We start from the raw sequence: 11,929 nt of genomic DNA, 5'->3' as shown, positions 1-11,929 counted from the left end.
TGGGTTGCTTGCGTCAAACCGACGGACAGCAGCCCAGAGCGTGGACGGCCGTCTGCGCACACTCCACCGCCCCGCCGCCCGGGAGTTGCCCCGGGCGGCGAGGGGCGATTCACAGGAGGTTCAATCCGAACTCGTCCGACAGCCCTTCCGCGCCCGCGGGGGTCACCACGACCGCCCGCTTGTGCTCGCGCGCTCGCACGATCCAGCCCAGCTCGAACAGCTGGTCCGTCAGGGCCGTTGCCGCGGTCCCGGCCAGGTGGTGGCGGCGCTCGCTCCAGTCCACGCACCCTTTGATCAGCGGCTGTCCCTCGATCTCCAACGGGCCGGAGGCCAGGCCGAGCGGCTTCTCCGCGTCCCAGCGCTCCGTGTCGATCTCCAGGCCGCTCTCCCCACGGCGCACCAGCCCCCGGTCGAGCAACGCGCCCGCCAGCTCCACCCCGATCCGCCCGGCCAGGTGCCGGTAGCAGGTACGTGCGTGGCTGAGGGTCTTCAGCAGCCGCGCGGACCGCAGCGAGGTGGGAGGCCTCAGCGGTGCGATGACCGCCAGCGCCTCGATCAACTCCGCCACCTGCGGACTCGAGATCCGGTAGTAGGCGTGCCGCCCCATGCGGTCGACGGAGAGCAGACCGCGGTCCACCAGACGGGAGAGGTGTTCGCTCGCCGTGGGCCTGGAGACGCCCGCGATCGAGGCGAGTTCGCCGGCGGGCATCACAAAGTCTCCCGCCAGAGCGCTGACCATCGTCGCACGTGTCGTATTGCCCAAAAGCTCGGCTACGGTCGCGATATCGGGCCGTGGCTGCCCGGGGTCCAGCATGTTTTCTCCGTTGTCACGCCGTGGGTTGTGAGGGGGGAATATGCGCTACGCACTGAACCTCCACCTGGAGGTTGGGCAGAGGCAGCCCGGACACGGCCACCGCGGTGCTCGAGACCAGAATTTCCCCAAGGATCTCCCTTCGAATGTCAAAGAAACGCGGGGCATTGCGCATATCCGTCAGATAGATGGTCATGGACACCAGGTGTTCCATGCCACCGCCCGCCGCGCTCAGCACGCGCCGGATGTTCTCCATCGCCCGGTACGCCTGCTCGTCGAAGCTGTCACTGACCGGCTTGTAGTCCTCGTCGATGCCGAGCTGACCCGAGACGAAGAGCAGTCCGCCGGCGCTGACCGCCTGTGCGTATCCGAACCTGCGCGGATCGCCGACACCGGGCACCTCCACATACCGGACGACCTCCTCGTCCGCCGCCGCTCCGTCTTCCCGACGGTCAGTGGTCATGCCTTGGCTCCGATCTCGGACTCCGACACGGGGAGAGCCTGGATGCTGTCGGCCGGCAGCCCCGAGCCGTCCAGCGGTGCGCTGAAGCGGGTCGGCAGCCGCTCCTGGGAGCAGCATTCCGTGAGGTATTCGACGATCCGGCGCCCGGTCTCGCTCTCGGGCGCCACCGGCACCGGTTCGTTACGGGCGTCGATCAGCGCCGGGCAGAACCCGGCGGAGAGCACTCCCTCGGAACTGACGCGGACCACGGCCACACCGGTCATCCGCGCATCCGGGTGGAAGGGCAGCAGCGGGTATTCCTCCTTGGGGCTGATACGGAACTCGCCGAACCGGCGGCTCAGCTCGATCTCGTCCTGGGGCCGAGCCGCGCTCAGGTAGCCGTCCTTGGCCAGGCGCTGGGGCAGGTTGGGCAGATCGAAGACGTAGTGCCCGAGCCCGTAGAAGATCGGCTTGCCCTCGTACCACTCGATGCCGCGCAGCATGTGGTGGTGGTGCCCGAGGACGATGTCCGCCCCGGAATCCACGGCGAGCCGGGCCAGTCGGCGCTCGTTGTCGGTCAGTACGAACGGGCGGGTGAAGTCCCCCCAGTGGAAGCTGATGGCAACGATGTCCGCCTGCTCGCGCGCGGCTCGTACGTCACGGGTGAAAGCCTCCACGTCCTCGGGGAAGTTCTCCGTGGTGACGCGGGGCAGCAGCCCGGGATTCCACTCGTTGAGCTCCCACGGCGTATAGCGGGTGTGGGCGCGCAGCGGGGCGAGTCCGGGAACCCCGGCGCGGGCCTCATAGCCGTGGGGGAAGACCGAGGAGTAGGCCAGGAAGGCGATGCGCAGCCCGTCCCGCTCGACGATCGCCGGAGTACGCGCCTCGGCGATGTTGGCGCCCGCGCCGACCGTCGCGATGCCCAGATCGTGCAGCGTGTCCCGGGTGTTGAGCAGCGCCTGATGACCGCCGTCCACGCTGTGGTTGTTGGCCAGCGACATCACATGGAATCCCGCTTCCGCGAACGGTGCGGCGTTCTTGGCCGGGGCCACGACGGGAGATCCGGAACTCGGCGCCCTTTCCCAGGTGTCGCTGAAAACTCCTTCGCAGTTGCCGAAGACGACGTCCCCGGCGCTCAGTACGTTCTTGGCCACATCAAACGCGGTCTCGGGATTCTCCCGGTCGATGAAGACATCGCCAACCGCGAATAAGGAGACTGCCATGCTCACTCTTTCGGACGCTGGAGACGGGCGTGGAATGTGTCCACTCCGTTTTGCCGAATAAGCCTAGTTGCTCCGTGATTCGGGGGCGGCCTAACCGTCGTCGGGCGCGGCGGTCGGTCGCTGCCCCGCGGTGCGCGGGTTCAGGCGGGCAACGGGTGCCGGCCCGCGTGGCCGATCAGGAGGAGGCGGTGCATCGGCGCCTCGAGCACCGCCACCCGCTCGAGCCCGGCCTCCGCCAGCCACTGGTCGTAGGCGCTCAGCGTGTAGGCGTCGCCGCCGCCGGTGGCCAGCATCGAGGCGGCGAACAGCATGGCGAAGCGGTCCTGCGCCGTCACCGGCCGCGCCTCGTCCACGACGATCTGGTCGGCGATGCAGATGAGGCCGTCGGGGGCGAGCACGTCGGCGGCGCTGCGCATCAGCTTCTGTACGGAGTCGGGTGTCTGCAGATGGAAGATGTTGGCGAACAGGATCAGGTCGACGGTCTCGCCCCAGCCGTCCTTCCAGAAGTCGCGGACCGTGCCGGTGAAGCGCGAGCCGACGCCGAGCCGCTCCGCCTGTGCCGTGGCCAGGCGGATGATGCGCGGAGCGTCGATGCCCTCCGCCTTCCAGGTGGGGAACCGCTCGAGGAGCAGCTGGCTGTAAAGGCCGGTCCCGCAGCCGACATCGAGCACCGAGACGACTTCGTCCTTCTTCCAGCCGGTCTCGGCCAGGGCGGCGGACAGCACGTCCACGATCGGCGGCGCCCAGAAGTTGATACCGGAGGTCAGATCCTCGTAGTTGGTCTCCGAGATCTGGTTCGTACGGTCGTTGCCCGACTGGTCGCGGGTGCCGTGCCGGACCGCGTCGCCGAGGTTGCGCCAGCCGGCCCAGGCGACATGCCGGTCATGGAGCATCTTGCCCACCAGGCTGAAGGTTCCGCCGGGGAGCAGCGCCTGCTGGAAATCACTCGGAAGGGAGTAGCGGACCTCACCGTCGAGCTCGGAACGCTCGATCACCCCGTAGGCGAGGAGCCCGCCCAGCAGGACCCGGGTGGCCCGCTGTTCGGTTTGGAGCTCGGCGGACATCTCCTCCACCGTGCCGGACCGGTTGGCCAGCCAGGAGAAGACCCCGAGGTCGTGGGCGGCCTCGATGACTGCGGGCGCCCACATACCTATCAGATGCTCGTATATCTGATGAGCGGCGCGGACCGTCTTCTGCTCGCCGGTCGTGGCGGACAGATAGTTGAAGTCCACCAATGTCCTGACGCTGTCGTCACGGCGGGTGGGGGAGCCGGACGCGTACGCGCGGTCGTCGAGTCCGATGCCAGAAGTGGGGGATTGCTCAACCATGTGGGTGTTCCTCTCGTTGCCGACCACACGGGCCTGGCCCCGGGGAATGGCCGGCGGGAAGGGGCCGGCGGGAAGGGGCCGGCGGGAAGGGGCCGGCGGGATGTAACAGCCGCTGTGCGGGCAGGGAACAGCGCGTCCGGCCGCAGCCGCGGCCGCGGCCGGACACGCTGGGGTGAAGGTCGCCGCTAGATGTCGCCGCGGGCCTGGAATCGGGTGTCGAAACGCGCGGTGCCGTCCGGAACTCGGGCGAGCCGTTCCTCACCCTTGACGTCGATGGACCACAGTCGCAGCCAGCCGTCCCGGCTCGCCGCATAAACCGCGCCGGATTCGACGCGCAGCATTCCCGGAGCATCGGGCTCGGGGAACTTACGGCCGACGTCTTCCACGGTCAGGATGGTGAGTTGGTCCCCCCGGTCGGTGGAGACATAGGCACCGGGTCTGCGGTATCCCGCACGGACGGTTCTCGCGATCGCGGCACTCGGCTGGGTGAAGTCCAGCCAGTAGTCGCGATCCTCCGGCTTGCTGAAGTAGCTGCGCAAGTCGGCCACCTGAGGGGAGGTCGTGTACTCCCGTGCGATCAGCCGCGGGAGGAGCTGCCTCAGCAGCGCCACATTGGCCATCGTATGGGATTCCCTGACCTCGAGGGCCGTTTCATGGCCGGTCAGCCGGATCGGCTTCTGCATGATGACCGGCCCACCGTCGATTTCCGGTGTCACATCGATCGCGGTCACCCCACTGTCCAGCTCTCCCTCTCTGACCATCCAGAAGAAGGGCGCCCAGCCGGCATAGCGCGGCAGCGGACTTGGGTGGAAGTTGACCGTGGTGACGGTCGGCACCGCCAGAATGTCGGGCCGGAGGATCTGCTGGTAGTTGCCGATCAGGAAGTAATCCGGCTCCAGGGCCGCCAGTTCACTGATCACCGCGGGGTCGTTGACCTTGGCCGCGCGAAACACCGGAATGCCTCGTTCACTGGCCTGCTTCTCGAGGTCGACCTGATCCTCTTCCCCGATGAAGTAGGGGCACAGCTTTCCGGGCGGGCTGGTGACCACGCCGACGAGTTGGACCAGCGGGTGCTCGGCGAGAATGGACAGGAACGGCGAACCGAGCTTTGAGTTGACTTCGGAGAAGAGTACGACCCGGATCGGGTGTAACTCGCTCACTTAAGCCCACCACTTCCCCGGGACCATCTTCGCCGTCCAGCTCAGCGAGTCGAAGATGGCGTAGCCGGGCTGGACGGGGAGGGGTTCGAGGCCTGGGATCTCAAGGATTTCCAGGGCGAGCCGCTCGGTCAGGATGCCCTCGGCCATCGGCGGGCAGGCGCCGAAGATGGGCATGCGCTGCATATCGACGAACCAGTGGTCGATCATCTCGCGTCCCGGATAGGACGGCATCACCGCGATGGCGCGCTCCACCAGCTTGTTGATGACCTCGGGCGTGAACTCGGCGTCCTCGGGGATGTCGTACACCTCCTCGATGGTCATCGAGTCCTTGGTGTACTTGTAGACGATGACCGTATGGCCCACCGTCGGTATCTTGAGCATGAACTTGCACCGGTCGGACTTTCGGAATGCGCGGTGCAGAGCATACCGATTCTTTACCTGGTAGAACTCCATCTGGTCCATGACGTAGTCACAGCCGTCCATGAACTCTTCGGCTGAATCGGGCGTGATCCCCTCGGGGAACACGTCGATATTCACGTCCTTGGTCAGGTCGTACGTCATTTCCGCGACGACCTCGGCCTTGTTGCGGCCGATGGTCTTGACATCCGCCCCCATCTGCCGCTGCACATTGGAGAGCTCGAAGATGTCGGGGTCGGCGAGCTTGAGATTGCGGACTCCCATACGGGCGAGCCGCATCGCGACCGCGCCGCCGATTCCACCGGTCCCGACGATTCCGATGACGGAGTCGCGAAGCTTCTCCTGGCGGGCCCGCTGCTCTTCGGGGGTGTTGCCGAGCCAGCCGAGGTTGCGGTCGACCCGCTCCCAGTAGAATTTCTCGTCGTAGGTGCCCCGATAGGTGAGCCTGTCAGCCATCGCGTGGATCCTCTCGTGAATGAGCGGAAAACTCAACGCACCTGGGCGCGGTCAAGGGGGTTGATTGATCCTTGTTTCCCTTGCGGCGCCTGCTGCCAAAAAGTTACCTGAAGAACAGTTCGGGACCCGCCTAAGTGTGCGAAAGACGCAGGGTGTTGGCCCGGCAAGGCAATCGGAATACTTCATTCCGTTCCGATGGGAGGTGAATCCATCAGTCTCTCTGGATTCGTTGGAAGTAAAGATTCCGTTCCTGTGGGCGAGGCCGAAAATGACTATGGAATTCCCTACTTCGGCGTGTCGCTCAGTTGGCTTCGGCGGGGCCGAGGTTATGGTGATCGACATGGGACGATCACCGGAGTTCGGGCCTGATATCGCCACGGTGGCACAGTTGTTAGGGGATCGGACGCGTGCCCTCATGGTCGGTGAGTTGACAACGGGCCAGCCATTATCAGCCAGTTCGCTGGCGGCCCTGGTCGGAATTTCCAGGCCGACCGCCAGCGAACATCTGGGCAAGCTGGTCGAAGGAGGCATATTGCATGTCGAGCGCGTCGGGCGGCACGCTTATTACCGGCTCGCGAGCCACGACGTCGCCGTCGCGCTGGACGCCTTGGCCTCGGTGGCCCCGGATCTGACGCCGCCCGCCCCGCCGGCTCACGGTCCGAGTGTTCTGAGCGAGACAAGAACGTGCTACGACCATCTCGGCGGGAAGCTCGGGGTGGCACTCACCGAAGCACTGCAGGAACAGGGCCTGATCCGCCGGGACGCCCAGCAATGGGAGGTCGAATTCGAGACATGGGATCAACGCCGCCCCCTGGGCATCACCTGTGAGCCGCTGAAGGACTCCCGGCGGCCCATCGTCCGTGGCTGCGCCGACTGGAGCGGGCCGAGCCACCACATCGCCGGCGGTCTGGCCGCGGCCCTGACCCAGCGTCTTTTCAGCCTCGGATGGCTGACACGGGCCTCCAAGGACGACCGCACCGTCGCCCCGACGAGGGTCGGTCTGGCCGGATTACGGCGCACCTTCGGTCTGACACTGTGCGAACTGGGGCCTGCCCGATGACCACCGTCATCGACCAGGCCCCAGTCCATTCAGCGGCACTGCCGCGCCTGTAGCGGTCAGGCGTCGATCGTCCGCATGATTCCCTCCGGATACCGGTCTCCCGACACCGCGTCACCGGGCACCAGCGCATCCAGTTCGCCGACCTGGGCGGCGGTCAGCACAACGTCGGCCGCCGCCGCGTTCTCCTCCACGTAGCGCACTCGCTTGGTGCCGGGGATCGGAACGATGTGTTCATTTTTGGCCAGGAGCCAGGCGAGTGCGATCTGCCCGGTGGTCGCTCCGGCCTCCTTGGCGAAGTCCTGGATGCGGTCGAACAGGGCGAGGTTGCGGACGAGGTTGTCGCCCTGGAACCGGGGGTCGGTGTGCCGGTAGTCGTCATCGGACAGCCCCTCCAGGGTGCGGACCGTGCCGGTCAGCATGCCCCGCCCCAGCGGTGAGAAGGCGACCAGTCCGATGCCCAGTTCCAGGCACGCCGGCAGAATGGCGGGCTCGTTGTGCCGGGCGAACAGCGAGTACTCGCTCTCCAGGGCCGCCAGGGGATAGGTGGCGTGCGCCCGCCGGAGCGTGTCCTCATTGACCTCGGACAGGCCGATGTGGCGGACCTTCCCCTCGGTCACCAGCTCGGCCATACCGCCGATGATCTCCTCAATGGGCATCGAACGGTCCCTGCGGTGCAGGTAGTAGAGGTCGATGACATCGGCCTTCAGCCGGCGCAGGGACGCCTCGCACGCCTGCTTCGCATACGCCGGGCTGGAGTCGAGGACGAAACTGCCGTCCTTGGACCAGCCCTTGATGCCGAACTTGGTGGCGATCGTCACCTCGTCCCGGCGTCCGGCGATGGCCTCGCCGATCAGCTCCTCGTTGTGCCCCATCCCGGACACGCTCGAAACCCCGTACATATCCGAGCTGTCGAGGAACGTCATGCCGAGGTCGAGCGACCGGTGGATGGAGGCAATCGACTCACCCCGGTCGGCAGGACCGTAGTTCTGCGACATGCCCATGCAACCGAGACCGATGGCGGAGACCTCGAGTCCGCCCAGCATGCGTGTCTTCATCGTGGTGTCCTCACTCTCACTCGGGGTGCAATTCGAGTTCCGCCGCGATCTCCACCGGCACATCCCACGGCAGCCCGGCCACGCCGACCGCCACCCGGGCGTGGTAGCCGATGTCCTCGCCGAACATGTCGAGCAGGAGTTGCGAAGCCGGGTTGAAGACGGCGGGGAAGTCGAAGAAGCCGGGAACCGCGTTGGCCATGCAGTGCAGTCGGCACCACGCCCTCACCCGGCTCAGGTCCCCCACCGTGCGCTCGACGCTCGCGACCATGGACAGAACCGTCCGCACCGCGGCGTCCTGTGCGGAGGGGAGGCCGACGGTGTCGCCGATCTTGCCGTAGGGGCCGGTGAGCTGCCCCACTGTGCTGATCGGTACATGCCCCGAGATGAAGACCCGGGAGCCGACCACCCGCACCAGCTGGGCCGGAATCTTCACATCGGGGCTGATCGGGATGCGCCAGGGTTCCGGCAGCGACAGTCCTCGCACCGCAAGCCGTTTGGACACTTCCTGGCTCGACACCCGATCTGCGGCCGGCACCTGCTGGTGCACTTCCTCGCTGGTCGTTGCGGACTGCGCCACTATGAGATTCCTCTTCTCGGCTTCTGTGCGGCTGATGTGTGTGCGACCTCAGGCGGTGTCCTCGGAATACCGCGCCCGCAGGGTCTTCTTGTCGATCTTGCCGATGCTGGTCTTGGGCAGTGCGGCGACCGGCTCGATGGTGTCCGGGACCCACGAGGCCGCGACCCGGGAGGCCAGGAACTCGCGCAGCTGCTCTCCCGTCACCGATTCGCCGGCCTCCGCGCGGAGCACCACGCAGGCCAGCGGGCGCTCTCCGGTCTTCGCATCGGGGACCGCGACGACGGCGGCCTCCACCACGGCGGGGTGGTTGAGCAGCTGCTCCTCCAGCTTGAGCGAGGAGATCCACTCCCCGTCGGACTTCACCAGGTCCTTCATCCGGTCGACGATGCGGATGTAGCCCAGTTCGTCGATGACGGCCACATCGCCGGTGCGCAGCCAGCCGTCCATGAACTTGTCGGGCTGGGCGCCCTCGCGGGAGTACTCGCGGGCGACCCAGGGGCCACGCGCCTGCAGTTCCCCCATGGTGTGGCCGTCCCGCGCCATCTCCGTCCCGGCGTCGTCGGCGATCCTCATCTCCACCAGCGGCAGCGGACGCCCCTGTGAGGTCGCGTAGTACCCGCGGGTCTCCTCGGTCGGGCGCTCGCCCACCTCCGCGGGGAGCCCGCTGAAGCTGCCGTGGCCGCTGGTCTCGGTCATGCCGAAGACCTGGACGACCGGGAAGCCCACCTCTTCGTCGAAGGCGCGCGAGATCGGCCGGGCGACCGGAGAGCCGCCGCACACCATGCGCTTGAGCGACGACAGATCGGGGCGCTGGGCCCGCCAGTGGTCGAGCAGCCCGGTCAGCGCTGCCCCGAACCCCACGGCCACGGTGGGGCGTTCCTTCTCCACCAGCTCGCACACCCCGGCCGGGGTCAGATCGCGGCCCGGCAGAACCAGCGCCGAGCCGTGCAGCGCGGCGGCGAAGGGCAGCCCGACCTGGCTGAGCCCCAACGGGACCAGGGCCAGCAGGGTCTCGGACGAGGAAAGCCCCTCCGCGTCGGTGAGGCCCGTGCAGAAACTCTGCAGAACGGTGCTGCGGTGGCTGAAGACCACGCCCTTGGGGCGCCCCGTCGTACCGGTCGTATAGCTGGTGTGGGCCGGGGCGCTCTCCTCCAGTACCGGCCAGGTCTCCACCGGCTCCGCCGCGGCGAGCAGCGCCTCGTAGTCCAGCGCGTCTCCGTCCCGCGAGGTGTCGGTGGAGTCGGGCAGGACGATGACGCGTCGCGGGCGGCTCAGCTGCTTCTCGGCCAGCCGCCACTCGGAGAGGAGGCTGCGGTCGCAGAGCACGATCGAGTCGTCGGCGTGGTCCACGATGTAGGCGACCTGCTCGGCGGGGAGGCTGGTGTTCACCGTGTGCAGCACCGCGCCCATCGACGGTACGGCGAGATAGGTCTCGACGTGCCGGTGTGTGCTCCCGGCGAAGGTCGCCACCCGGTCGCCCGGCCGGATGCCCAGCTCCCGCAACGCCCCGGCCAACCGCCGGGCCCGCTCCACCACTTCGCCCCATGTCGAGCGGTGAAGGCCCTCCCCGACCCGGCTGACCACCGGCCGGCCGGCAAACAGCTTTTCGGCCCGACTCGTGATCATCGACGGGATGGTGAGCGGGACCTCCGGCACTGCCTGCTGCATCCGACTACCTTTCACACGAAGAGCACTCTGCCTGCGGGGTCGGTCCTTGAGCTCCGGCACGGAGTGCGCACCGGCTGCCCGTTCCAAGTATTCGGAATTACCGTTTGGCCGGGGCCGAAGTGTGTTGGTGATGGCGTGGCGACTGCGGGTTACCGTGCGGGTTGTTGCGCGCCGAGCCCGCGCAGAAAGGTGTCGACCACCATGTCGGCGGCCTGGGCGTCGCTGAGATGGGGCAGCTGCTGCGCGGCCAGGTGCATCAGCTGCGGTAGCAGCGAACTCGCCCAGGCGGCCGGGGTGTCCGCGGCCGCGAGTACGGCGCCGTCGGGCTCGCCCAGTACGTCGAGTACAAGTCGGTCACCCTGTGACCGCCGTCGGCGGGCGTCCGCTCCATGGATTGCGTCACCTGTTTGACCGGTGACGAAGCCTGTGCGACAGTCATCCCGCGGATCTCCTGCGACAGCAGGCCGACACCGGACGACGCGGAGGCTTCCAGATGATCAACAGGCGTACCTTCGGCAAGGCCCTGGGTACGGGCGCGGCGGCCGCCTCGCTGACCGGCCCGCTGGGCCTGCCGACCGCCTCCGCTGCCACATCGAACGTCGCCACACCGAACGCCGCCACCTCGCACAAGGCCGCGACAGCGACCGCGCCCGCCCCCGGCACGCACACCGCTTTCCCCCGGCTCAAGCAGGTCAGGGCCGGTCTGCTCGACGTCGGCTACGCCGAGCTGGGCCCCGCCCGCGGCCCCGCGGTCATCTGCCTGCACGGCTGGCCCTACGACATTCACAGCTTCGTCGACGTGGCTCCCCTCCTGGCCGAGGAGGGCTATCGGGTGATCGTGCCCTATCTGCGCGGCCACGGCACGACGCGCTTCCTCTCGGACCGGACGTTCCGGAACGCCCAGCAGTCGGCCGTCGCCCTCGACATCGTCGCCCTGATGGACGCCCTCAAGATCGAGAAGGCCGTGCTGGCCGGCTTCGACTGGGGATCGCGCACCGCCGACATCATCGCCGCGCTCTGGCCCGAGCGGTGCAAGGCGCTGGTGTCCGTGAGCGGATACCTCATCACCAACCTCAAGGCCAACCTCGAGCCGATCGCGGCGAAGGCCGAGCACACCTGGTGGTACCAGTACTACTTCGCCACGGAGCGAGGCCGGCAGGCCATGGAGGACAGGACCCATCGCTCCGAGCTGACCAGGCTCGTCTGGGAGACCGTCTCCCCGACATGGGACTTCGACGACGCCACCTTCGAGCGCACGGCCGCGGCCTTCGAGAACCCCGACTACGCGGACATCGTCATCCACAACTACCGCTGGCGGCTGAGTCTCGCCGACGGCGAGCGCCGCTACGACGGTCTCGAGAAGCGGCTCGCCGCACGGCCGTACATCGAGGTACCCACCATCACCCTCGACCCCGAGCTCGACCCCTTCACGGCGCCGGGCGACGGCAGCACGTACCGGGACAGGTTCACGGGCGCGTACGAGCACCGCACCCTGGAGGGCATCGGCCACAACCTGCCCCAGGAGGCGCCCACGGCCTTCGCCCGGGCCGTCGTCGACGTGGACCATCTCTGATCGGTCCGACCGGATCCGCCACCGCCACCGCCCGCGGCCCGGCCCGGCCCGTACGGCGGACGCCCACCGGGGCATTCATGAGCACTTCCCCGTCCGTTACCGACCACCTTCCTGTGTTCGCACCCCCGCGGCTCATAGCGTGCGCTCCATCACCCCCGT

11 protein-coding genes are annotated in these 11,929 nt (G+C 67.7%); 2 read left to right on the top strand and 9 right to left on the bottom strand.

Going from position 1 to position 11,929, the window contains the following annotated elements; translation table 11 throughout:
* Nucleotides 1–109: 109 nt before the first annotated feature.
* The 6 genes from CCN51_RS25030 to CCN51_RS25005 form a co-directional block, all read right to left on the bottom strand.
* Complete coding sequence (locus tag CCN51_RS25030; protein ID WP_043486591.1) at nt 110–814, bottom strand: ArsR/SmtB family transcription factor; 705 nt, start codon at nt 812–814, stop codon at nt 110–112.
* Between the two features lie 13 nt (nt 815–827).
* Entirely contained in the window at nt 828–1,274 is a 447-nt protein-coding gene (locus CCN51_RS25025; RefSeq protein WP_014175769.1) for a RidA family protein, read from the bottom strand.
* A complete protein-coding gene (locus CCN51_RS25020) occupies nt 1,271–2,476 on the bottom strand; it encodes a CapA family protein (RefSeq protein WP_014175768.1) in 1,206 nt (401 codons plus the stop codon). The genes CCN51_RS25025 and CCN51_RS25020 overlap by 4 nt, the downstream gene beginning before the upstream one ends.
* A gap of 140 nt (nt 2,477–2,616) precedes the next feature.
* Nucleotides 2,617–3,804, bottom strand: a complete 1,188-nt coding sequence (locus CCN51_RS25015) for a class I SAM-dependent methyltransferase (protein WP_043486589.1) — start codon at nt 3,802–3,804, stop codon at nt 2,617–2,619.
* 185 nt (nt 3,805–3,989) lie between these two features.
* On the bottom strand, nt 3,990–4,964 hold the full coding sequence (locus tag CCN51_RS25010) for a methionyl-tRNA formyltransferase (protein ID WP_014175766.1): 975 nt from the start codon (nt 4,962–4,964) through the stop codon (nt 3,990–3,992).
* Complete coding sequence (locus CCN51_RS25005; RefSeq protein WP_014175765.1) at nt 4,965–5,837, bottom strand: ThiF family adenylyltransferase; 873 nt, start codon at nt 5,835–5,837, stop codon at nt 4,965–4,967. It lies immediately after the preceding gene.
* 328 nt (nt 5,838–6,165) lie between these two features.
* Between CCN51_RS25005 and CCN51_RS25000 the strand changes: the two genes are divergently transcribed.
* Nucleotides 6,166–6,897 carry an ArsR/SmtB family transcription factor gene (locus tag CCN51_RS25000; protein WP_158104700.1) on the top strand — a complete coding sequence of 244 codons (732 nt, stop codon included), beginning with the start codon at nt 6,166–6,168 and terminating at the stop codon, nt 6,895–6,897.
* A 56-nt stretch (nt 6,898–6,953) separates the two neighbouring features.
* On the opposite strand, the gene CCN51_RS24995 is transcribed toward CCN51_RS25000, so the two are convergent.
* The 3 genes from CCN51_RS24995 to CCN51_RS24985 are packed head-to-tail and all read right to left on the bottom strand — an operon-like array spanning nt 6,954 to nt 10,197.
* Entirely contained in the window at nt 6,954–7,952 is a 999-nt protein-coding gene (locus CCN51_RS24995; protein WP_014175763.1) for an aldo/keto reductase, read from the bottom strand.
* A 16-nt stretch (nt 7,953–7,968) separates the two neighbouring features.
* Nucleotides 7,969–8,529 (bottom strand): RidA family protein, encoded by a 561-nt coding sequence (locus tag CCN51_RS24990; RefSeq protein WP_014175762.1) that lies wholly within the window; start codon nt 8,527–8,529, stop codon nt 7,969–7,971.
* Between the two features lie 48 nt (nt 8,530–8,577).
* A complete protein-coding gene (locus CCN51_RS24985) occupies nt 8,578–10,197 on the bottom strand; it encodes a long-chain-fatty-acid--CoA ligase (protein WP_014175761.1) in 1,620 nt (539 codons plus the stop codon).
* Nucleotides 10,198–10,690: 493 nt separating this feature from the next.
* Between CCN51_RS24985 and CCN51_RS24975 the strand changes: the two genes are divergently transcribed.
* Nucleotides 10,691–11,770, top strand: a complete 1,080-nt coding sequence (locus tag CCN51_RS24975) for an alpha/beta fold hydrolase (protein ID WP_014175759.1) — start codon at nt 10,691–10,693, stop codon at nt 11,768–11,770.
* Nucleotides 11,771–11,929: the final 159 nt, after the last annotated feature.

Source organism: Streptomyces milbemycinicus (assembly GCF_002154605.1).
Classification (GTDB): Bacteria; Actinomycetota; Actinomycetes; order Streptomycetales; family Streptomycetaceae; genus Streptomyces; species Streptomyces milbemycinicus.
This window is presented reverse-complemented; position numbering and strand designations above follow the sequence as displayed.